This window comes from Streptomyces sp. NPDC006435 (genome assembly GCF_040612315.1).
Taxonomy (GTDB): Bacteria; Actinomycetota; Actinomycetes; order Streptomycetales; family Streptomycetaceae; genus Streptomyces.
The window spans coordinates 136,662-158,590 of record NZ_JBEXPY010000015.1 but is presented as its reverse complement, the minus strand read 5'-3'; the positions used below and the strand labels follow the sequence as shown (position 1 = coordinate 158,590).

The 21,929-nt window shown below is 72.1% G+C and carries 16 protein-coding genes; 12 read left to right on the top strand and 4 right to left on the bottom strand.

Features of this window, described 5'->3' with window-relative positions:
• The first annotated feature begins 189 nt into the window (after nucleotides 1-189).
• Complete coding sequence (locus ABZZ04_RS17535; protein ID WP_356933094.1) at nucleotides 190-903, top strand: class III extradiol dioxygenase subunit B-like domain-containing protein; 714 nt, start codon at nucleotides 190-192, stop codon at nucleotides 901-903.
• 77 nt (nucleotides 904-980) lie between these two features.
• Here the strand turns inward: ABZZ04_RS17535 and ABZZ04_RS17530 are convergent, their stop codons facing one another.
• Nucleotides 981-1,217 (bottom strand): antitoxin, encoded by a 237-nt coding sequence (locus tag ABZZ04_RS17530; RefSeq protein ID WP_356933093.1) that lies wholly within the window; start codon nucleotides 1,215-1,217, stop codon nucleotides 981-983.
• A gap of 187 nt (nucleotides 1,218-1,404) precedes the next feature.
• Between ABZZ04_RS17530 and miaA the strand changes: the two genes are divergently transcribed.
• The 6 genes from miaA (at nucleotide 1,405) to hflX (ending at nucleotide 9,625) form a co-directional block, all read left to right on the top strand.
• The gene (gene miaA / locus ABZZ04_RS17525) at nucleotides 1,405-2,343 is read left to right on the top strand and encodes a tRNA (adenosine(37)-N6)-dimethylallyltransferase MiaA (protein ID WP_356933092.1); all 939 of its coding nucleotides are present in this window, start codon (nucleotides 1,405-1,407) and stop codon (nucleotides 2,341-2,343) included.
• Between the two features lie 106 nt (nucleotides 2,344-2,449).
• Nucleotides 2,450-2,890: a hypothetical protein gene (locus ABZZ04_RS17520; protein ID WP_356933098.1), complete on the top strand. Its 441-nt coding sequence runs from the start codon at nucleotides 2,450-2,452 to the stop codon at nucleotides 2,888-2,890.
• Between the two features lie 115 nt (nucleotides 2,891-3,005).
• Nucleotides 3,006-3,878 (top strand): diaminopimelate epimerase, encoded by an 873-nt coding sequence (gene dapF / locus ABZZ04_RS17515; protein ID WP_356933091.1) that lies wholly within the window; start codon nucleotides 3,006-3,008, stop codon nucleotides 3,876-3,878.
• Nucleotides 3,879-4,142: 264 nt separating this feature from the next.
• Nucleotides 4,143-6,326 (top strand): HD domain-containing protein, encoded by a 2,184-nt coding sequence (locus ABZZ04_RS17510; RefSeq protein ID WP_356933090.1) that lies wholly within the window; start codon nucleotides 4,143-4,145, stop codon nucleotides 6,324-6,326.
• A 171-nt stretch (nucleotides 6,327-6,497) separates the two neighbouring features.
• The gene (locus ABZZ04_RS17505; RefSeq protein ID WP_356933089.1) at nucleotides 6,498-7,952 is read left to right on the top strand and encodes a M1 family metallopeptidase; all 1,455 of its coding nucleotides are present in this window, start codon (nucleotides 6,498-6,500) and stop codon (nucleotides 7,950-7,952) included.
• Between the two features lie 152 nt (nucleotides 7,953-8,104).
• The gene (hflX, locus tag ABZZ04_RS17500; protein WP_356933088.1) at nucleotides 8,105-9,625 is read left to right on the top strand and encodes a GTPase HflX; all 1,521 of its coding nucleotides are present in this window, start codon (nucleotides 8,105-8,107) and stop codon (nucleotides 9,623-9,625) included.
• Nucleotides 9,626-9,708: 83 nt separating this feature from the next.
• Here the strand turns inward: hflX and ABZZ04_RS17495 are convergent, their stop codons facing one another.
• Both ABZZ04_RS17495 and ABZZ04_RS17490 read right to left on the bottom strand, forming a co-directional pair.
• The gene (locus tag ABZZ04_RS17495) at nucleotides 9,709-10,881 is read right to left on the bottom strand and encodes a hypothetical protein (protein ID WP_356933087.1); all 1,173 of its coding nucleotides are present in this window, start codon (nucleotides 10,879-10,881) and stop codon (nucleotides 9,709-9,711) included.
• Nucleotides 10,882-11,120: 239 nt separating this feature from the next.
• Nucleotides 11,121-12,341, bottom strand: coding sequence for a hypothetical protein (locus ABZZ04_RS17490; protein WP_356933086.1), 1,221 nt, complete (start codon nucleotides 12,339-12,341; stop codon nucleotides 11,121-11,123).
• Nucleotides 12,342-12,672: 331 nt separating this feature from the next.
• Between ABZZ04_RS17490 and ABZZ04_RS17485 the strand changes: the two genes are divergently transcribed.
• From ABZZ04_RS17485 to ABZZ04_RS17465, 5 genes are all read left to right on the top strand, one after another.
• Nucleotides 12,673-14,052, top strand: coding sequence for a diaminobutyrate--2-oxoglutarate transaminase family protein (locus tag ABZZ04_RS17485; protein WP_356933085.1), 1,380 nt, complete (start codon nucleotides 12,673-12,675; stop codon nucleotides 14,050-14,052).
• A gap of 29 nt (nucleotides 14,053-14,081) precedes the next feature.
• Nucleotides 14,082-15,983 carry an IucA/IucC family protein gene (locus ABZZ04_RS17480; RefSeq protein ID WP_356933084.1) on the top strand — a complete coding sequence of 634 codons (1,902 nt, stop codon included), beginning with the start codon at nucleotides 14,082-14,084 and terminating at the stop codon, nucleotides 15,981-15,983.
• 44 nt (nucleotides 15,984-16,027) lie between these two features.
• Nucleotides 16,028-16,819, top strand: coding sequence for a GNAT family N-acetyltransferase (locus tag ABZZ04_RS17475; protein ID WP_356933083.1), 792 nt, complete (start codon nucleotides 16,028-16,030; stop codon nucleotides 16,817-16,819).
• A gap of 80 nt (nucleotides 16,820-16,899) precedes the next feature.
• Nucleotides 16,900-18,801 (top strand): IucA/IucC family siderophore biosynthesis protein, encoded by a 1,902-nt coding sequence (locus ABZZ04_RS17470; RefSeq protein WP_356933082.1) that lies wholly within the window; start codon nucleotides 16,900-16,902, stop codon nucleotides 18,799-18,801.
• Nucleotides 18,802-18,851: 50 nt separating this feature from the next.
• On the top strand, nucleotides 18,852-20,822 hold the full coding sequence (locus tag ABZZ04_RS17465) for an ATP-dependent DNA helicase (RefSeq protein ID WP_356933081.1): 1,971 nt from the start codon (nucleotides 18,852-18,854) through the stop codon (nucleotides 20,820-20,822).
• 140 nt (nucleotides 20,823-20,962) lie between these two features.
• Here ABZZ04_RS17465 and lexA read toward each other — a convergent pair whose 3' ends face one another.
• Nucleotides 20,963-21,757 (bottom strand): transcriptional repressor LexA, encoded by a 795-nt coding sequence (gene lexA, locus ABZZ04_RS17460; RefSeq protein WP_356933080.1) that lies wholly within the window; start codon nucleotides 21,755-21,757, stop codon nucleotides 20,963-20,965.
• Between the last annotated feature and the right edge of the window lie 172 nt (nucleotides 21,758-21,929).

Sequence of the window (21,929 nt, the reverse complement as noted above, 5' to 3'; positions counted from 1 at the left end):
CGCCCCCGGGGGCCCGCCGCCCCCGCGGGGGGGGGGGTGGTGGGGGCGGCGCGCGGCCGGGGGCCCCCCCCGCCGCTGCCCGCCGCGGCGGGCAGCGGCTGCGGCTGCGACTGACCCCGGACCGGTCGGCCGTCCGGCGGACGACGGCGGCCGACCGGCGTACCGGGCCCAAGCAGTACGCTGCCCACCATGCTTGTCGCCGCCGCTGTCTGCCCCTGCCCGCCCCTGCTGGTGCCCGAGGTCGCCGCCGGTGCCGCCCCCGAGCTCGACGCCCTGCGGGACGCCTGCGCCGAGGCCCTCGGCGTGCTCGCCGCGGCGCGCCCCGAGCTGCTGGTCGTGATCGGCCCGGCGGACCGGGCGGGCCGCGGCCCGCACCCCGAGGGCGCCACCGGCACCTTCGGGGATTTCGGCGTCGACCTCGGCGTACGGCTCGGGCGCGACCTCGCACCGGCCGGGGCGGCCCCGCTCCCGCCGTCCCTCTCCGTCGGTGCCTGGCTGCTCGCCCGCGCGGAATGGGCCGGTGTGCCGGTCGAGGGGCTGGGAGTGGGGGAACCGCTCGAAACCGGCCGCTGCGCGGACACCGGGCGGATGCTGGCCGACCGGGCGGAGCGGGTGGCGCTGCTCGTGCTGGGCGACGGCAGCGCCTGCCGCACGCTCAAGGCCCCGGGCTACCTGGACGAACGGGCCGAGGCGTTCGACGCGGCCGCGGCCCGCGCACTGGGCGCGGCGGATCCCGACGCGCTGCTCGCGCTGGACGAGGCGCTGGCGTACGAGCTGAAGGCGGCGGGCCGGGCCCCCTGGCAGGTGCTCGCGGGGGCGGCGCGAGGTGCGGGCCTGGACGGGCGGCTGCTGTACGACGACGCCCCGTACGGCGTGGGGTACCTCGTCGCCGCGTGGTCCTGAGCCGACGGCTCCGAACGGCCGGGGACGGCCGCACGGCATCGCCGTGCGGCCGTCCCCGGACTTGATTCAGCGCATGGTCAGGAAGCGGGCGGCGTACCACCCTCGTCCTTGTGGGACAGGCGCTCGACCGCGTCCTTGGCCTTCCGCGTGCCGGACTCGATCTTGTCGCTGTACTTGCCCTTGGTCTTTTGATCGACCGCCCGTGCGGCCTTGTCGAGCCCTTGGTCGATCTTGCCCCCGTGCTGATGCGCGAGTTCGCCGACCTTTTCCTTGGCGGGGCTCAGCTTGGCCTTCAGATTGTTCAGGAAGCCCATCGGGCACCTTCCCTGCTGGGGGACTGGGGTCGGACGCTTCCCCAAAAGGGAGAAACGCCCACATTCACTTCGAATTCTACTGGGGCGGAAATGGAAGCGTTTCGTCCGGTGGGGGTCGGGGCGTCGCACGGCGTCGCTCCTCCCTCACTCGTTGGGAGCAGGCGCCGGGGTTTGCGAGACTGGGGCGGTGAGTAGTTCAGCTCCCGCACCGCGGGTCATCACCGTCGTCGGCCCCACCGCGGCCGGAAAGTCCGATCTGGGTGTATTCCTTGCCCAGCAGCTCGACGGCGAGGTGGTCAACGCCGACTCCATGCAGCTCTACCGGGGGATGGACATCGGCACCGCGAAGCTGACGCTCCCGGAACGCGGGTCCGTCCCGCACCACCTGCTGGACATCTGGGACGTCACCGAGACCGCGAGCGTGGCCGAGTACCAGCGGCTGGCCCGCGCCGAGATCGACCGGCTGCTCGCCGCGGGCCGCACCCCCGTCCTGGTGGGCGGCTCCGGGCTCTACGTGAAGGGTGCCATCGACGCCCTGGAGTTCCCCGGCACCGACCCCGAGGTGCGGGCCAGGCTGGAGGAGGAGCTGGTGGAGCGCGGCTCCGGGGCCCTGCACGCCCGGCTCGCCGCCGCCGACCCCGAAGCGGGCCGGGCCATCCTGCCGAGCAACGGCCGCCGGATCGTCCGGGCGCTCGAAGTCATCGAGATCACGGGCAAGCCCTTCACCGCCAACCTCCCCGGCGACGACGCGGTGTACGACACCGTCCAGATCGGCGTCGACGTGGCCCGCCCCGAACTCGACGAACGCATCGCCCGGCGGGTCGACCGGATGTGGGAGGCCGGGCTCGTGGACGAGGTGCGCGCACTGGAGGCGCGGGGGCTGCGCGAGGGCCGGACCGCGGCCCGGGCGCTGGGCTACCAGCAGGTGCTCGCCGCGCTGGCCGGGGAATGCACCGAGGACGAGGCGCGCGCCGAGACCGTCCGCGCCACCAAGCGGTTCGCCCGTCGCCAGGACTCGTGGTTCCGTCGGGACCCGCGGGTCCGGTGGCTGAGCGGCGCCGTCCAGGACCGCGGGGAACTCCCGCACCTGGCGCTGGCGTTGATCGAACGAGCGGTTACAGCCTGATCACGTGATGGCATCGGGAAGCCCCGCCCGTCATTTCGGTGCCCCGGAGCGTGCCATCATCGAGCATCGATCGACAGTGAGGTCCGAGTTGGGAGGGCGCGTGGCGATGGAGGCCGGCCCTCGTGACACTGAACAGGACGCACCGGACACCCTGCACGGGGCACCGGGACTGAGCCCCGACGGGCCCGACGAGCTCGAAGCGACCCCCGAGGTCGAGGTCGAGCTGCGCCCCGTGCGTCGAATGCGGATCTGGCAGCTCGCACCGATCGTCACGCTCGCCGCGGTGGGATCGTTGATGTTCGCCTTCCCGCTGGCCTTCGAGTTCGGTGACGGCGGTGCGGTGGTGGCCATGCTCGGCCTGCTGATCAGCTGCTGCGCCGCGGGCTGGGGCATGATGGCCGCCCGCCGGGTGGGGTACACCTGGCCCGGCCTGCCCAAGAAGGGCTCCGGCGAGCGGGCCGACTGGCGGATGATCGTGCTGTACGTGCTCGTGGGCGTCTCGCTGGTCGCCCTGGCCGTCTGGCGCGTGGCGCGGCTCCGCCACTGAGCTCCGGGACACGGGCCGGACCCCGGGCCTCACCGGGGCACCGGCCCCCGCGACCGGGTCGTCCGGGGGCCGGACGGTCCCGGCGGCCGCCCGGCCCGTTTCGTACAGTTGATCCGTGAGCACCTCCCAGATCGCCTTCCTCAAGGGCCACGGCACCGAGAACGACTTCGTGATCGTTCCCGACCCGGACAACGCCATCGACCTGTCCCCGGACCTCGTCGCCCGCCTCTGCGACCGCCGGGCCGGCATCGGCGGCGACGGCCTGCTGCACGTCGTACGGTCCTCCGCGCACCCCGAGGCACGGGCCATGGCGGCCGAGGCCGAGTGGTTCATGGACTACCGCAACGCCGACGGTTCGGTCGCCGAGATGTGCGGCAACGGGTCGCGGGTCTTCGCCCGTTTCCTGCAGCGTGCCGGACATGTCGAGGAGGGCGACCTCGCCATCGCGACCCGGGGCGGCGTGAAGCGGGTGCACATCGCCAAGAACGGCGACGTCACGGTCTCCATGGGGCGCGCCCGCCTGCCGGAGGAAGGGGTGACGGTCAGCCTGGACGGCCGCAGCTGGCCGGCCCGCAACGTGAACATGGGCAACCCGCACGCGGTCGCCTTCGTCGAGGACCTGGCACACGCCGGCCCGCTGTTCTCGGTGCCGCCCTACAGCCCCGCCGCCGTCTACCCCGACGGCGTCAACATCGAGTTCGTCGTGGACCGCGGCCCGCGCCACGTCGCGATGCGGGTCCACGAGCGCGGCTCGGGCGAGACCCGCTCCTGCGGCACCGGCGCCTGCGCCGTGGCCGTCGCCACCGCCCGCCGGGACGGCACGGACCCCGCGGAGACCGGCACCCCCGTCACGTACACGGTCGACCTGCCCGGCGGCACCCTGGTGATCACCGAACGGCCGGACGGCGAGGTCGAGATGACCGGACCGGCCACGATCGTCGCCGAGGGCTTCATCGACCCCGCCTGGCTCGAAGCGGCGCTCGGCTAGTCGTTGCCCCGCCCGGGGCGGGCCGAACCTGATGGAACCGGCCCGGCCCGCCCCCGGACGAAGGACCCGAAGTATTGGCCGAACGCGGTCAAAAGCACTCCGGGACCCAAACGGAAGCCCTCGGAGCTTCGCTCGAATGGGTGATCCGTTTCACGCTGGGCGAGAGCGGGTCTCCGCCACGTGGTGGGCTCGGTAGCATCAAGCACCGGCCCGGAGGCACGACCGCGCCTCCCCACCGCCGGTCGACGTCGCCGGAGGTGCCCCATGAGCGCAGAGGCCACCAGCCCAGATGCTCCCATCCGCAGACGGGGCCGTCCCCGGATCGACCTGCGCAGGCTCGGCCGGGTCGCGCTGCTCGGCCCCACGTCCCGCGACCGGCTGCCCGACGCGATCAGTCACGTTGCGGAGGCCCACCGAGCCCACCACCCGGACGCGGACCTCTCCATCCTGCACCGGGCCTACGTGCTCGCGGAGTCCTCGCACCGCGGACAGACACGCAAGAGCGGCGAGCCGTACATCACGCACCCGCTCGCCGTCACGCTGATCCTCGCCCAGCTCGGCGCCGAGACCACGACCCTCACCGCCTCGCTGCTCCACGACACCGTCGAGGACACCGATGTGACCCTCGATCAGGTCCGGGAGCAGTTCGGCAAGGAGGTCTGCTATCTCGTCGACGGCGTCACCAAACTCGAGAAGGTCGACTACGGGGCGGCCGCCGAACCCGAGACCTTCCGCAAGATGCTGGTCGCCACCGGCGACGACGTCCGGGTCATGTCGATCAAACTCGCCGACAGGCTGCACAACATGCGCACCCTCGGCGTGATGCGCCCCGAGAAACAGGCCAGGACCGCCAGGGTCACCCGCGACGTACTGATCCCGCTCGCCGAACGGCTCGGCGTGCAGGCGCTCAAGACCGAGCTGGAGGACCTCGTCTTCGCGATCCTCCACCCCGAGGAGTACGAGCACACCCGCGCACTGATCGCCGCCGCCTCCGAGCGGGCGGCCGGCACCGACGGAACGTCCCCCCAGGACCCGCTCGCGGCCATCGCGGAGAACGTCTCGACGGTGCTGAGGGAAGCGGACATCACCGCGGAAGTCCTCATCAGGCCGCGCCACTTCGTCTCTGTGCACCGGGTCGGCATCAAACGCGGCGAACTGCGCGGAACCGACTTCGGCCGGCTGCTGGTGCTCGTCGGCGAGGACGCCGACTGCTACGCCGTGCTCGGCGAACTGCACACCTGCTTCACCCCCGTGATCTCCGAGTTCAAGGACTTCATCGCCGCCCCCAAGTTCAACCTGTACCAGTCGCTGCACACCGCCGTCGTGGGTCCGGACGGTGCGGTCGCCGAAGTCCTCATCCGCACCCACCGGATGCACAAGGTCGCCGAGGCCGGAGTCATCGCCCTCGGCAATCCGTACGCCGCGGAGAACGGCACCGGACCCCAGACCGCCGAACCCGCGGACGGGGAGCGCGCCGACCCCACCCGCCCCGGCTGGCTCTCCCGGCTCCTCGAATGGCAGCAGTCCGCCCCGGACCCCGACACCTTCTGGACCACGCTCCGCGCCGACCTGGCCCAGGACCGGGAGATCACGGTCTTCCGGACCGACGGCGGCACGCTCGGACTGCCCGCCGGGGCCAGCTGCGTCGACGCCGCCTACGCGCAGTACGGGGACGACGCGCACGACTGCATCGGCGCCCGGGTCAACGGCAGACTGGCCACCCTGGGCACCGTGCTGAGCGACGGCGACACCGTGCAGCTGCTGCTCGCCGAGGACGCCGCCTCCGGCCCCTCGCCCGACTGGCTCGACCACGCCAGGACCCCCGCCGCCCGCATCGCGATCACCGGCTGGTTCGACACCCACCCCGAGAGCGCCGAGGACCCGCACCACGACCGGCCCGCACGCTCCGGCCCCGGGCCGCGCACCCGGGCCGCGCACCCCGGCGGACTCGAGGATCCCGGGCACGGCCCCCGGCCCCGGGAGGCCGACGGCCGCACGGCGAACGCCGTGGTGGACCGGCCGGACGCCACCGTGCGCCTCGCGGGCTGCTGCACCCCCGTGCCCCCCGACGCCGTCACCGGCTTCGTCGTGCGCGGCGGCGCCGTCACCGTGCACCGGCTGGAGTGCCCCGTCGCGGTCCGGATGCGGTCCGTCGGCCGGGTGCCGGTCGGCGTGAGCTGGGGCGACGCCGCCGAATGCCGGGTCACGCTGGTCGCCGAGTCCTTCGGCCGCCCCCGGCTGCTCGCCGACCTCACCGAGGCGATCGCCACGGCGGACGCCGCGATCGTCTCGGCCACCGTCGAACCCCCCAGCGAACAGCGCGTCCGGCACACCTACACCCTGCAACTCCCCGACGCCGCCGGACTGCCGGCCCTGATGCGCGCGATGCGCGACGTCCCGGGGGTGTACGACGTGAGCCGCGCCCAGCAGCCCGCGGCCACCGTCTGATCCCGCGGTGCGGCGCCGTCCGCCACCGGGCCCGCCCGTCCGGCCTGCTCCCCCCGTGCGGACCGCTCCCGTGCGGCAGACGGCAGTGCGGGGGACCGGCCCGGGGCCCCGTTCGGGTGGCGCGGCGCGCGCCGCGCCTGCCCGGGAGGAAGTCGCTGGTAGCGGTAGTCCATGCCGTTCATCTCCCGCCGCCTGCGGGCCGCCCTGCTGGTCACCGCATCGGCCGCCCTCGTCGCCGCCACCCTTCCCTCGCCCCGGCCGCTCGGCATCGGGGACCCGCTCTTCCCGAACCTGGGCAACCCCGGGTACGACGTCCTCGCCTACGACATCGGACTGACCTACCACGGCGACAACAAGAAGCCGTTGGACGCCGTCACCAGGATCGACGCACGGACCACCGAGCAACTGGACCGGATCAACCTCGACTTCGCCAGGGGAACCGTCCGCGAGGTCGAAGTGAACGGTCTGCGCGCCGACTTCGCCGTCGCGGACGAGGACCTGGTCATCCAGCCCCTGGGCCGGCTCCCGGCCGGGGCGCCGCTGCGCATCACCGTCCGGCACACCAGCGCCCCCGACGACGACAAGGGCGCCGGGGGCTGGGTGCGCACCGCCGACGGCCTGGCCATGGCGAACCAGGCCGACGCCGGGCACCGGGTCTTCCCGAGCAACGACCACCCCTCCGACAAGGCCTACTTCACCTTCCGGGTCACCGCCCCCGACGGCCTCACCGCGGTGGCCAACGGACTGCCCGCCGGCACGGTCCGGCACGGCGACGACACCACCTGGACCTACCGCACCGAACACCCCATGGCCACCGAACTGGCCCAGGTCACGATCGGGCGTTCCACCGTCCTGCACCGGACCGGACCGAACGGACTGCCGGTGCGCGACGTGGTGCCGAGCGCCGACCGCGAGCGGCTCGAACCCTGGCTCCGCAAGACGCCCGCCCACCTGGAATGGATGGAGCGGCAGGTCGGCCGCTACCCCTTCGAGACGTACGGGCTGCTGATCGCCGACACCGAGACCGGCTTCGAGCTGGAGACCCAGACGCTCTCGCTCTTCGAGCGCTCCCTGTTCACCGGGACCGGCTATCCGGAGTGGTACGTCGACTCGGTGATGGTGCACGAGCTCGCCCACCAGTGGTTCGGCGACAGCGTCTCCCCGCAGACATGGTCCGACCTGTGGCTCAACGAGGGGCACGCCACCTGGTACGAGGCCCGCTACGCCGAGGAGCACGCCGACCGGCCGCTGCAGGACCGGATGCGCGCGGCGTACACCAGGTCCGACGGCTGGCGCGCCGCGGGCGGTCCGCCGGCCCGTCCGTACCCCCCGGCGCCCGGACAGAAGATCAGCCTGTTCCGGCCGGTCGTGTACGACGGCAGCGCGCTGATCCTGTACGCGCTGCGCCAGGAGATCGGCAAGGACGCGTTCGACCGGCTGGAGCGGAGCTGGGTGCAGAAGCACCGGGACTCCAACGCCACCACCGAGGACTTCGTCCGGCTGGCGTCACGGACCGCGGGGCGTGACCTGGCCCCGTTCCTCGACGGCTGGCTGTACGGGGAGAAGACGCCGCCGATGCCGGGGCACCCCGACTGGCGCAGTGACGAGCCCGTCGCACAGCGATAAATCCAGTGACGCGCGAGGCGGTGCGTGCCACTATCGACGAGTCGCCGCGGTGACCGGAACGGAGATTCCCCACAGCGGGAATCATCGGGAGAGGTCACGCGTTGTGACTGATGTACCGGACTCCCCCGGATTTCCAACGACGTAAGGATCCAATGACCTCCTCTTCTTCCCTTCCCCAGGACGCGCAGAACGCGCAGAGCGCTACGGAGAATGTCACCGAAAGCCTCACCGAGAGCCTTCGGGCCGACGCCCTGATGGAAGAGGACGTCGCCTGGAGCCACGAGATCGACGGAGAGCGGGACGGCGAGCAGTTCGACCGCTCGGAGCGCGCCGCGCTGCGGCGGGTGGCCGGCCTCTCCACCGAGCTCGAGGACGTCACCGAGGTCGAGTACCGGCAGCTGCGCCTGGAGCGCGTGGTGCTGGTCGGCGTCTGGACCTCGGGGACCGTGCACGACGCGGAGAATTCCCTCGCGGAGCTGGCCGCGCTCGCGGAGACGGCGGGCGCCCAGGTGCTCGACGCCGTCTTCCAGCGCCGCGACAAGCCGGACCCGGCCACCTACATCGGTTCGGGCAAGGCGCTGGAGCTGCGCGACATCGTCCTCGAGTCCGGGGCCGACACCGTCGTGTGCGACGGTGAGCTCAGCCCCGGCCAGCTGATCCACCTGGAAGACGTCGTCAAGGTGAAGGTGGTCGACCGGACCGCCCTGATCCTCGACATCTTCGCCCAGCACGCCAAGTCCCGAGAGGGCAAGGCGCAGGTCTCGCTGGCCCAGATGCAGTACATGCTGCCGCGCCTGCGCGGCTGGGGTCAGTCGCTGTCCCGTCAGATGGGCGGCGGCGGTTCCAGCGGCGGTGGCGGCATGGCCACCCGTGGTCCCGGTGAGACCAAGATCGAGACCGACCGGCGTCGGATCCGCGAGAAGATGGCGAAGATGCGCCGGGAGATCGCGGAGATGAAGACCGGCCGCGAGATCAAGCGCCAGGAGCGCAAGCGCAACAAGGTGCCGTCGGTCGCCATCGCCGGCTACACCAACGCGGGCAAGTCCTCGCTGCTCAACCGGCTGACCGGTGCGGGCGTCCTGGTGGAGAACGCACTGTTCGCCACCCTGGACCCGACCGTCCGCCGGGCCGAGACGCCGAGCGGCCGGGTCTACACCCTGGCCGACACCGTCGGGTTCGTACGGCATCTGCCGCACCACCTCGTCGAGGCGTTCCGCTCCACGATGGAGGAGGTCGGCGAGTCCGACCTGATCCTGCACGTGGTGGACGGCGCCCACCCGGCGCCGGAGGAGCAGCTCGCCGCGGTGCGCGAGGTGATCCGCGAAGTGGGCGCGATCGACGTGCCCGAGATCGTGGTGATCAACAAGGCGGACGCGGCTGATCCGCTGGTGCTGCAGCGGCTGCTGCGCATCGAGAAGCACGCGATCGCCGTCTCGGCGCGCACCGGTGCCGGTATCGAGGAGCTGCTGGAGCTCATCGACACCGAACTGCCCCGGCCGTCGGTCGAGGTCGAGGCGCTCGTGCCGTACATCCAGGGCGGACTCGTCTCCCGGGTGCACGCCGAGGGCGAGATCCTCTCCGAGGAGCACACCTCGGACGGCACCCTGATCAAGGCGCGGGTTCACGAGGAGCTTGCCGCGGAGCTCTCCTCGTTCGTCCCCGTGGCGCACTGACCGCACGACCGCACCGCTCCGCAGAGACCGAAGGCCCGCCCCCTTTGAGGGGGCGGGCCTTCGGGCGTACGGCAGCCGTTCCGTTACCGGCCGGCGAACTTGTCGGTCATCGTGGTGAAGACCTCCTCGGCACCCGCTCCCAGCTGGGGACCGGCCAGCCAGCCCGAGGTCACCGGGCCGATGGAGGTGTTGGAGACCAGCACGGACTTTCCGTCACGGCCCTTCACGAACCAGCCGCCGCCGGAGGAGCCACCGGTCATGGTGCAGCCGATGCGGTACATCGCCGGAGTGCTCGGGCTGATGGAGAGCCGGCCCGGACGGTCGACGCACTTGTGCATGATCAGGCCGTCGTACGGGGGAGCGGCCGGGTACCCCCAGGCGCCCATGCCGCTGATCTGCGAGATCTCGGGGGCGTCGAACTCGACCTCCAGGGCGTTGCCCACGGTCTCCTCCAACGACTTGGTGCCGCGTTCCGGCTTCACGTGCAGCACCGCGTAGTCGTAGGGAGCGCCCTCGCCCCCGGTGGGACCGCCGCCGGTGATCCACTCACCGGACGTGGTGGCCCAGTCCGCCCAGTACGCGCCGTACGGGGCGACCTCCTGCGGCTGCGCGTTCTTCAGCGCGGCGGCGGACTTGCCCTCGTCGTTGTAGGCGGGCACGAAGACGATGTTGCGGTACCAGCCGCCCTTCGAACCGGCGTGCACGCAGTGCCCGGCGGTCCACACCATGTTGGACTTCCCCGGGTTCTCCGGGTCCTTGACGACCGTGCCGGAGCAGACCATCGAACCCTCGGGGGAGTCGAAGAACACCTTGCCGACCGGGGCCGCGTAGTTGTGGTACGGGGTCTTCTCGCGCACGGCCGTCACCGGGGCGGGCTCCGGGTCGCTGACGCCCTGGCCGCCGGAGACGTCACCGGTCGCCATGGTCTTCGCCGGGTCCTTGGCGGACTTCATCCGCTCGGGCTTCCACAGCCCCTCGATGACCGGGTTGACGAAGTCCTTGGCCTCGCGCAGCCACTTGTCCTTGTCCCAGTTCTTCCACTCGCCGTTCCGCCACTTGTCCGGATCGACGCCGTGCTTCTTCAGCTGATCGGCCAGTTCGTCGGAGAGGGAACCGCCGCTGTTCTCGCCGCCTGCGGATTCGGCGGCGGCCGGCTTGTCGGCCGCGTTGTCCTCCTCCGGCCCGCAGGCCGTGGCCGTCAGCGCGAGCGCGGCGGCCATGCCGGTCGCGGCGAGCAGCGAACGTATGGATCGCATGGAAGGAATTCCCCCTGAAATAACTGAAATTGCCATGAACTTGTCACGCGAAAGGGCGGCCGGACCCGCTGGCCGCCCAGGACGCAGCCCCACCCTATGACGGTTCGGGAGGCGCTTTTCGCCACCGGAACCGGCGAGGAGGGGCCGCGCACGTGCCGGGGCCCCGGCGCACAACTGCCGCGCCGGGGCCCCGAGATGCCGTCACCGTCGCCCGGACCGGTCCGGGCGACGGTCCGTCGTCACTGTCCCGCGTACTTCTTGCTGACCGCCTCGTAGATTCCCTCGGCCTCCTTGCCGAGCCGCGGCCCGGCGAGCCAGCCGGCCGTGACCGGGCCGATGGAGGTGTTGGACACCAGCGCGGGCTTGCCGTCCTGGCCCGCGGCCACCCAGCCGCCGCCGGAGGAGCCGCCGGTCATGCTGCAGCCGATGCGGTACATCGTGGGATCCTGCTCGACCAGCGAGAGCCGGCCGGGCTTGTCCGCGCACTGGAACGCCTTCTGGCCGTCGTACGGCGGGGCGGCCGGGTAGCCGGTCGCCGTCATGCTCTCGATCTTCGGCACGGCCGGGGCGTTGAACTCGACGGGCAGCGCGGAGCCGACCGTCTCCTCCAGGGACTTGCCCGTCGATCCCTTCTCCGGCGCGACCTGCAGCACGGCGAAGTCGTACGGAGCACCCAGCCCGCCGGTCGAAGCGCCCTGCGAGATCCACTGCTCGGAGGTCTGGGCCCAGACGCCCCACCACACGCCGTAGGGCGCGATCTGCTGCTTGGTCGCCTTCTTCAGCTCGGCCAGCGAGAGGCCGTCGTTGTTGTACGAGGGAACGAAGGCGATGTTGCGGTACCAGCCGCCCTGCTTGCCCGCGTGCACGCAGTGCCCGGCGGTCCACACCATGTTGGACTTCCCCGGGTGCGCCGGGTCCTTCACCACGGTCGCGGAACAGACCATGGAGCCCTTGGGGCCGTCGAAGAGCAGCTTCCCGGACTCCGCGGCGCTGGTGTGGTACGGGGTCTCCACCCCGGCGGCCCGGACCGGGACGGGCGTCGGGTCGGTGACGCCCCTGTCACCCGAGATGTCGTTGTCGACCGGCTTCTGCGGCGCCTTGTCCGCGTCCCGCATCCGGTCCGGGTCCCAGAGGTCCTCGATGATCGGGTTGACGAAGTCCTTGGCCTCGCGCAGCCACTTGTCCTTGTCCCAGTTCTTCCACTCGCCGTTCCGCCACTTGTCCGGATCGATCCCGTGCTTCTTGAGCCGGTCCTTGAGGTCGTCCGGGATGGTGATCTTGCCGTCCGAGGACTGGCCGGTGGAGGCGCTCGGCTCGCCGCCCGCGTTGTCCTCCTCCGGCCCGCAGGCGGTGGCGGTCAGCGCGAGGACGGTGGCGGCCGCGGCCGCGGCGAGCACCGAGGAGGACCGGCGGAGTGCCGTTCCCCGGCGTGCGGCGCGGGTCGGTCGTATGAGTCGCATGTGGTGATCCCCCTGGGACTTCTTCGTAACTCAACACTTCTGTACTGCACTGCGGTGCTGCTCCGAGCCGCCTGCTCCGAACGTCCGACGGGTGGTCGGAAAGGTGTTCGGGATCCTGTGCGGCCCCCACTATGCCGGTGCCGATGGGGACGGCGTGCGGCAGGGCCGTGGTTCCGCCGCCACAAGGATCTTCCGATTTACCCGTGATCCGGCGTGCCCGGCGTCGTTGGTACGGGCGGGGGAGCCCGGGACGGTGTTCACCCCCGCAGTCCGTCCGTGCGCCGACGCGCGGATGTGCAACGCAACCGTTACCGCGGGAGGACCGACAGCAGTGGCCGTGACCGAACCAGCTCCGGTGGCAGCACCGGCGGTGCACGAGGGGATCCTGCGCCGCCAGTCGCTGCGCGAATCCGCCGCCCGTACGTATGCGCGCTCACTGCCGATCGTGCCGGTGAGGGCGCGGGGACTGACCATCGAGGGCGCGGACGGACGGCGTTACCTCGACTGTCTCTCCGGAGCGGGCACCCTGGCGCTGGGGCACAACCACCCGGTCGTCCTGGAGGCGATCAAGAAGGTCCTCGACTCCGGCGCCCCGCTGCACGTGCTCGACCTGGCCACCCCGGTCAAGGACGCCTTCACCACGGAACTCTTCGCCACGCTGCCGAAGGAGTTCGCCGACGACGCCCGCATCCAGTTCTGCGGGCCGGCCGGGACGGACGCGGTCGAGGCGGCGTTCAAACTGGTCCGCGGGGCGACCGGCCGCAACGGACTCCTCGCCTTCACCGGCGCCTACCACGGGATGACGGCGGGCGCCCTCGCCGCCTCGGGCGGCGCCGAGGACGTACGGGTCACCCGGCTGCCCTTCCCGCGGGACTACCGCTGCCCCTTCGGCATCGGCGGCGAGCGCGGCGCGGAGATCGCCGCCCGGTGGACCGAGAACCTCCTGGACGACCCCAAGGGGGGCACGCCCCCGTCGGCCGGAATGATCCTCGAACCGGTACAGGGCGAAGGGGGAGTGAACCCGGCCCCCGACAACTGGATGCGCCGGATGCGGGAGATCACCGCGGCCCGGTCCGTCCCGCTCGTCGTCGACGAGGTCCAGACGGGCGTCGGCCGCACCGGCGCCTTCTGGGCCGTCGAGCACAGCGGGATCGTGCCCGACGTGATGGTGCTCTCCAAGGCCATCGGCGGTTCCCTCCCGCTCGCCGTGATCGTCTACCGCTCCGAGCTCGACACCTGGCAGCCGGGCGCCCACGCCGGCACCTTCCGGGGCAACCAGCTCGCGATGGCGGCAGGCACGGCCACCCTGGCCTACGTGCGGGAGAACCGCCTGGACGAACGGGCCGCCGTGCTCGGGGCCCGTATGCTCGCCCGCCTCCGGGCGCTGGCCGCCGACCACCCCACCGTCGGCGACGTACGGGGGCGAGGCCTGATGCTCGGGGTCGAACTGGTCGACCCCGAGGCCGCCGCGCCCGGCGACGGCCCCGAACCCCCGCCCGCCCCGGTCCTCGCCGCAGCCGTCCAGCAGGAGTGCCTGCACCGGGGACTCATCGTCGAACTCGGCGGACGCCACAACTCCGTCGTACGCCTCCTGCCACCCCTCACCCTCACCGACGAACAGGCAACAGCGGTCGTGGACCGCCTCGCCGACGCCCTGGCAGCCGCCGAGCGGCTGTCGTTCCGCCGGACCACGACCGGGCCGGTCCGCTGACCCCGGACACCCTCACGAGAAAGACCGCCGTGAACCCCACCTCCGCCCCCCACACCGACGGCCCTTCCCCCACCCAGCAACGAGGGCCGGCCGGCCCCGCCGGGAACCTCGTCATCGAGCCGTCCATCGAACCGTCCGTCGTGCCGTGCCAGAAAGCGGCACCGTACGACGAGTGGTACCTCCTCGACGCGACGGCCGACGGCTCGGTGCCGACCGACCTCCTCGACCACCCCGACCCGCGACGGGCCGCCGATGCCGCGGGCGTCGAGAACCTGCTGCGCTGCTGGGCCCGGGAGTGCGACCTGTCCCGACCGGACGGGGACACCCTCCGCATCCCCCTCCCCGCCAGCGGAACGGCCCTGCTCGTCCCCGTCCACTACTGGTCGGCCACCGGCTGGCACCGCTTCGGGGCACCGGCCCTGGAAGGGGCGCCCGAAGGAGCCCCGACCGCCGACGCCGTCACGATCGCCGCGCTCCTGGGCCGCGAGGCCGACCGGGACGAGGGCGCCGACATGGTGGCCCGGGTGGCCGACTCGGTACGGCGGACCGCCGGCTTCATCGAGGAACGGCGCCGGGCCCCCGAGGCCCCCGCCGGAGCGGACCTCTTCCTCACCGCCGAGCAGTCGCTGCTCCTCGGCCACCCGCTCCACCCCACCCCCAAGAGCCGCGAGGGACTCTCCGACTCCGAATCCCGCCGCTACTCGCCCGAGTCGCACGGCTCCTTCCAACTGCACTGGATGGCCGCCGACCGGTCCGTGCTGGACGACGACTCCGCCTGGACCGACGGAGGACGTCCCGTACAGGCCATGGAGCTGATCGCCCCGTATGCCGAGGGACTGCGCCTCCCCGTCGCCACCGAGCCGATCCCGCTGCACCCCTGGCAGGCCCGGGAGCTCCGCCACCGCCCCGAAGTGGCCGCCCTGCTCGACGCCGGAATCCTCCACGACCTGGGGCCCCACGGGCAGCGCTGGCACCCCACATCCTCCGTCCGCACCGTGCACCGCCCCGGCGCCGAGTTCATGCTCAAGCTCTCCCTCGGCGTACGCATCACCAACTCCCGACGCGAGAACCTCCGCAAGGAACTCCACCGCGGCGTGGAAGTGCACCGACTGCTCCGCAGCGGCCTTGCCACCCAGTGGCACGCGGTCCACCCGGGCTTCGACATCGTCCGCGACCCCGCCTGGATCGCCGTCGACGACCTGGACGGCACCCCCATCGCCGGGTTCGACGTGATGATCCGCCACAACCCCTTCGGACGGCACGACGACGCGGTCTGCATCGCCGCGCTGACCGCCCCCCGCCCCTGGCCGGGCAGGACGGGGATGCGCTCGCGCCTCGCCGAGACCGTCCGCTCCCTGGCCGCCGCCACCGGGAGGGCCGTGCCGGAGGTCGCGGCCGAGTGGTTCCTGCGCTACCTGGACCGCGTCGTGCGCCCGGTGCTCTGGCTCGACGCGCACGCGGGCGTGGCCCTCGAGGCCCACCAGCAGAACACCCTGGTGCTGCTCGACCCGGAGGGCTGGCCGGTCGGCGGCCGCTACCGCGACAACCAGGGCTACTACTTCCGCGAGTCCCACCGCACGGTGCTGGAGCACCGGCTCCCCGGCATCGGATCGGACAGCGACACCTTCGTCTCCGACGAGGTCACCGACGAGCGTTTCGCCTACTACCTCGGCATCAACAACGTGTTCGGCCTGATCGGGGCGTTCGGCGCCCAGCAGCTCGCCGACGAGCGGGTACTCGTCGCGGCGTTCCGCAGGTTCCTCGGCTCGGCCGCCGCCCTGGGCTCCCCGCTGCCCGCGCAGCTGCTGGAGAAGACCCGGCTGAGGTGCAAGGCCAACCTGCTGACCCGGCTGCACGGCCTCGACGAACTCGTCGGCCCGGTGGACACCCAGTCCGTCTACGTCACCATTGCCAACCCCTTGTGTGTCTGAGGGAACATGACCACCGCCTGAACCGCCGAGAGGAGAGCGACACCATGGCTCCCGCCGATGCGCACGCCGACGCGGGCCCCGTTTCCGCCGCACAGGCCGACACGGGCGCCGAGGACACCCTGGACCTGCCGCTCTCCGGAGAACTCCTCGCCCTGTTCGGGGAGGACCCGGCGGCCACCCCGGCACCGCCCGCGCCCGCGTCGTCCCGAACGGACGGCGCGGGCGCGGCCGCTTCCCGGCCGGCCACGGGCGGGGCGGCCCCGTCCGACCTGCTCGACCACCCGGCCGACTGGCGACCGGTCACCACCCCGGCCGGAGTGTTCCAGCTCGTCCCGGTGCGACTGGAGCGCGACCTCGCCGTACTGAGCCGCTGGATGAACGACCCCGCCGTCGCGGCCTTCTGGGAACTCGCCGGACCGGAGACCGTCACGGCCGACCACCTGCGCCCCCAGATCGAGGGCGACGGGCGCAGCGTCCCGTGCCTGGGCGTACTGGCGGGCGTCCCCATGAGCTACTGGGAGATCTACCGCGCGGATCTCGACCCGCTGGCGCGCCACTACCCCGCCCGACCGCACGACACCGGGATCCACCTGCTCATCGGCGGCGTGAACAACCGCGGACACGGCATCGGCACCACCCTGCTGCGGGCCGTCTCCGACCTCGTGCTCGACAACCGCCCGCGGTGCGCACGGGTCGTCGCCGAACCCGACCTCCGCAACACCCCGTCGGTCTCCGCCTTCCTGAGCGCAGGATTCCGCTTCTCCGCCGAACTCGAACTTCCCGACAAGCGAGCCGCCCTGATGGTCCGCGACCGTGCCCACCGTGCCCACCTGTGAACGACCGTGCCCACCTGTGAACGAACCGCCGCGCAACTCATACCGCCCGAACCCCATCGGTTCCGTCCCGAGGAGTCACCGTGCCGAAATATCCCACGAGCCATGATTCGACGGAGCCCGTCGAGCTGCTCAGCACGCCGGAACTGAACCGGACGGTCTGGGACAGGGCCGCCGCCCGACTGCTCGCGAAGATGCTGGCCGAATTCGCCTACGAGGAACTCGTCGAGCCGGTCGCCCAGGAGGGCGGGGACGGCGACACCTACACCCTCGGGCTCGACGACGGCGCCGTCCTCGGCTTCAGGGCCCGCCGGGGTGCGTACGACAGCTGGCGGGTCGAGCCCGACTCGATCGTCGAGACGCGGGGGAGCGCCCCGGAGGACCCGGCGGGCGCGGACCGCGCCCCGGACACGCCCGGCACACCCTCCGGTGCCGGGGGGACCGGCCCCGTCCCGTTCCGGGACCCGCTGCGGTTCCTCGTACGGGCCCGCCACCTCCTGGACATCGACGGCGCCACCCTCGGCCACCTCATCCGCGAGATCACCACCACCCTCGCCGCCGACGCCCGGCTCGACCACACCGCGCTCCCCGCGGCCCGGCTGGCCGAACTCGACTACGCCGAGCTGGAAGGACACCAGACCGGCCACCCCTGGCTCGTCGCCAACAAGGGCCGCCTCGGCCTCTCCGCCACCGACGCCTCGTGCCACACCCCCGAGGCCCGCACCCCGGCCAGGCTGCCGTGGATCGCGGTCTCCACGAAGATCGCCGCCTACCGCGGGGCGGGCGGCCTGGCCGACCCCGAGCGGCTGTACACCCGGGAACTCGACCCGGCGGTACGCGACTCCTTCGCCACCGAGCTCCGGGGCCGCGGCCTCGATCCGGACGGCTACCTCTTCCTCCCCGTGCACCCCTGGCAGTGGGACGAGTGGATCGTCCCGGTCTTCGCCCCCGCCATCGCCGCCGACGACATCGTGCCGCTCCCCGCCGACCCGGACCTCCGGCTCCCGCAGCAGTCCATCCGCACCTTCTCCAACGTGACCCGCACCGACCGGCACACGGTCAAGCTGCCCCTGTCGATCCTCAACACGCTGGTCTGGCGGGGACTGCCTACCGAGCGCACCCTCGCGGCCCCCGCCGTCACCGCCTGGGTCCAGGGCCTGCGCGACCAGGACGCCTTCCTCCGCGACACCTGCGGGGTCATCCTGCTCGGCGAGGTCGCCTCGGTCACGGTCGAGCACCCGCTCTACGACCGCCTGCCCGAGGTCCCGTACCAGTTCAAGGAGATCCTCGGCGCGATCTGGCGCGAACCCCTCCAGCCCCGGCTCGCACCGGGCGAGCGGGCCCGGACCCTCGCCTCGCTGCTCCACACCGACCCGCAGGGACGTGCCTTCACCGCCGAGCTCGTCGCCCGCTCCGGACTCACCCCCACCGCCTGGCTGACCCGGCTGTTCGCCGCGCTGCTCCCTCCGCTGCTGCACTTCCTCTACCGCTACGGCACGGTCTTCTCCCCGCACGGCGAGAACGCCATCGTCGTCTTCGACGAGCGGGACGTGCCGGTGCGCCTGGCGATCAAGGACTTCGTGGACGACGTGAACGTCAGCGCCCGGCCGCTGCCGGAGCACGAGCCGATGCCCGAGGACGTGCGCCGCGTCCTGCTCACCGAGGAGCCCTCCTTCCTCACCCAGTTCATCCAGGCCGGACTGTTCGTCGGGGTGTTCCGCTTCCTGTCCCCGCTGTGCGAGGAGCAGCTGGGGGTCCCGGAGGCCGATTTCTGGTCACTCGTCCGTGCCGAGATCCTGCGGTACCACGCCCGCTTCCCCGAGCTGAAGGAGCGGTTCGAGACGTTCGACCTGCTCGCACCCCGGATCGAGCGGCTCTGTCTCAACCGCAACCGCCTGCACGTCGACGGATACCGGGACCGCCCCGAACGCCCGCACGCAGCCATCCACGGGACTGTCCCCAATCCGCTGCACCCCTCCTCCTGAGGCCGGGAGTGATCGCCGTTGTCAGTGGCGCCCCGTAGGGTGGTCGGGCTATGACGAAGCCATCCCTCCCTGATCTCCTGCACGCCGCCGTGACCGCCGTCGGCGGTACGGAAAGGCCGGGCCAGGCCGCCATGGCCGAGGCCGTCGCCGATGCCGTCGACGACAATTCCCATCTGCTCGTCCAGGCCGGCACCGGCACCGGCAAGTCCCTCGGCTACCTGGTGCCCGCGCTGGCGCACGGGGAGCGCGTCGTGGTGGCCACGGCGACCCTGGCGCTGCAGCGGCAGCTCGTGGAGCGGGATCTTCCGCGTACGGTCGACGCCCTGCACCCACTGCTGCGCCGGCGTCCGCAGTTCGCCATGCTCAAGGGCCGTTCGAACTACCTCTGTCTGCACAGGCTCCACGAAGGGGTGCCGCAGGACGAGGAGGAGGGGCTCTTCGACCAGTTCGAGGCCGCGGCCCCGTCGAGCAAGCTCGGCCAGGACCTGCTGCGACTGCGTGACTGGTCCGACGAGACCGAGTCCGGCGACCGCGACGACCTGACCCCCGGCGTCTCCGACCGCGCCTGGGCGCAGGTCTCGGTCTCCTCCCGCGAGTGTCTCGGCGCGAGCAAATGCGCGTACGGTGCGGAGTGCTTCGCCGAGATGGCCCGGGAGCGGGCCAAGCTCGCCGATGTCGTCGTCACCAACCACGCCCTGCTCGCCATCGACGCCATCGAGGGCGCCCCGGTCCTCCCGCAGCACGAGGTGCTGATCGTCGACGAGGCACACGAGCTGGTCTCCCGGGTCACCGGAGTGGCCACCGGCGAGCTCACCCCGGGCCAGGTCAACCGCGCCGTGCGCCGGGCGGCGAAGCTGGTCAACGAGAAGGCGGCCGACGCCCTGCAGACCGCGTCGGAGGGGTTCGAGCGGGTGATGGAGCTGGCGCTCCCCGGCCGCCTGGAGGAGGTCCCCGAGGACCTCAACTACGCACTGCTGGCACTCCGCGACGCCGCGCGCACGGTGATCTCGGCGTTGGGGGCCACCCGGGACAAGTCCGTCCAGGACGAGGACGCCGTCCGCAAGCAGGCCCTGGCGTCGGTGGAGACGATCCACGGCGTAGCCGAGCGCATCACCCAGGGCTCGGAGTACGACGTCGTCTGGTACGAGCGCCACGACCGCTTCGGCGCTTCCCTGCGGGTCGCCCCGCTCTCCGTCTCGGGGCTGCTGCGCGAGAAGCTCTTCAGCGAGCGGTCCGTCGTCCTCACCTCGGCCACGCTCAAGCTCGGCGGGGATTTCAACGGGGTGGGGGCCTCGTTGGGGCTCGCCCCCGAGGGCACCGCGGGCGACGACCTCCCGCAGTGGAAGGGGCTGGACGTCGGCTCCCCGTTCGACTACCCGAAGCAGGGCATCCTGTACGTCGCCCGGCACCTGGCCACGCCGGGGCGGGAGGCGTCCCGCACCGACATGCTGGACGAGCTCGCCGAGCTGATGGAGGCGGCCGGCGGGCGCACCCTCGGGCTGTTCTCCTCCATGCGGGCGGCCCAGGCCGCCGCCGAGGAGCTGCGGGGCCGGCTCGACAAGCCGATCCTGCTGCAGGGCGAGGAGACGCTCGGCGAGCTGATCAAGAATTTCGCGGCCGACCCGGAGACCTGTCTCTTCGGCACACTGTCGCTCTGGCAGGGCGTCGATGTGCCGGGGGCCGGCTGCCAGCTGGTGGTCATGGACCGGATCCCGTTCCCGCGCCCCGACGATCCGCTGATGAGCGCCCGCCAGAAGGCGGTCGAGGAGGCAGGGGGCAACGGGTTCATGGCGGTCGCGGCGACACACGCGGCGCTGTTGATGGCCCAGGGCGCCGGTCGACTCGTACGGGCCACGGGGGACAAGGGAGTGGTCGCGGTACTCGACCCGCGCCTGGCCAACGCCCGGTACGGGAGCTATCTGCGCGCCTCGTTGCCCGACTTCTGGTACACCACCGACCGCAATCAGGCGCGCCGCTCGCTCGCGGCGATCGACGCTGCGGCCAAGGCCGACGGAAAGTAGGCCGGACCGGGACGTTCGAGCACGGGCACCCAAGCACGGGTGCCCGTGCCAGGGGTGTCCGCGTGCAAGGGATCGGGGCATGGGCAGGGCCCCGGGATCGGCGCAGTGGATCCCGGGGCCCGGTCTGAGTGGGCGGGTCGTCACACCCGCCGCAGTACCGCCACCACCTTGCCGAGGATCGTCGCCTCGTCGCCGGGGATCGGCTGGTACGCGGAGTTGTGCGGGAGCAGCCACACATGGCCGTCCTCCCGCTTGAAGCGCTTGACCGTGGCCTCGCCGTCCAGCATGGCAGCCACGATGTCACCGTTCTCCGCGACGGGCTGGCGGCGCACGGTGACCCAGTCGCCGTCGCAGATCGCCGCCTCGATCATCGAGTCGCCGACGACTTTGAGGACGAACAGCTCTCCGTCACCGACCAGCTGGCGGGGGAGGGGGAAGACGTCCTCGACCGATTCCTCCGCGAGGATCGGGCCACCGGCCGCGATCCGGCCGACCAGCGGTACGTACGACGCCGCGGGCTTGCCGGTCGTGTCGGTGGGCTGCGAGCTGGGCTGGTCCGAGCCGCGGACCTCGTACGCCCTCGGGCGGTGCGGGTCGCGGCGCAGGAACCCCTTGCGCTCCAGGGCCATCAGCTGATGGGCGACGGAGGACGTGCTGGACAGGCCCACCGCCTGGCCGATCTCCCGCATCGAGGGCGGGTACCCGCGCCGCTGCACGGAGTCCCGGATCACCTCGATCACCCGCCGCTGCCGGTCCGTGAGCCCCGAGCTGTCCGCCCGGATGCCGGGAGGTCGACCGGGCAAGGAGCGCGCTGGACGCGTGGGTTCTGGCCCCTCCATGTTCGTGACTGAGTCATTCATGGCATGCACCGGCTCGAATCGGCTCTGGGAGCGGTCCTGGACGGTGATGGTGGCGCTGTCTGCGGTGGTGGTCACGTCGGCCCCTCTCGAATGGTCTCCCTGGCTGGACAACGGTAGTAGCTTTCGAAAGGTTGCGCCAAACACACGTTCGAGTGAAAAACGAATAAAAGTCTGTCCAGTGCTGACCGCTGGGTGTATGAGCGGTGGCCGGGTGTCATGATCCACCGCCGGGCCGACCGGTGATCCG

What these genes read in the sequence shown, in the direction of transcription:
- ABZZ04_RS17510 (WP_356933090.1), top strand. Translation starts at nt 4,143, where the DNA reads ATGAGCGCAGAGGCCACCAGCCCAGATGCTCCCATCCGCAGACGGGGC.
- ABZZ04_RS17530 (WP_356933093.1), bottom strand. Translation starts at nt 1,217, where the DNA reads ATGGGCTTCCTGAACAATCTGAAGGCCAAGCTGAGCCCCGCCAAGGAA.
- ABZZ04_RS17505 (WP_356933089.1), top strand. Translation starts at nt 6,498, where the DNA reads ATGCCGTTCATCTCCCGCCGCCTGCGGGCCGCCCTGCTGGTCACCGCA.
- ABZZ04_RS17535 (WP_356933094.1), top strand. Translation starts at nt 190, where the DNA reads ATGCTTGTCGCCGCCGCTGTCTGCCCCTGCCCGCCCCTGCTGGTGCCC.
- ABZZ04_RS17475 (WP_356933083.1), top strand. Translation starts at nt 16,028, where the DNA reads ATGGCTCCCGCCGATGCGCACGCCGACGCGGGCCCCGTTTCCGCCGCA.
- ABZZ04_RS17465 (WP_356933081.1), top strand. Translation starts at nt 18,852, where the DNA reads ATGACGAAGCCATCCCTCCCTGATCTCCTGCACGCCGCCGTGACCGCC.
- ABZZ04_RS17495 (WP_356933087.1), bottom strand. Translation starts at nt 10,881, where the DNA reads ATGCGATCCATACGTTCGCTGCTCGCCGCGACCGGCATGGCCGCCGCG.
- ABZZ04_RS17490 (WP_356933086.1), bottom strand. Translation starts at nt 12,341, where the DNA reads ATGCGACTCATACGACCGACCCGCGCCGCACGCCGGGGAACGGCACTC.
- ABZZ04_RS17520 (WP_356933098.1), top strand. Translation starts at nt 2,450, where the DNA reads ATGGAGGCCGGCCCTCGTGACACTGAACAGGACGCACCGGACACCCTG.
- hflX (WP_356933088.1), top strand. Translation starts at nt 8,105, where the DNA reads ATGACCTCCTCTTCTTCCCTTCCCCAGGACGCGCAGAACGCGCAGAGC.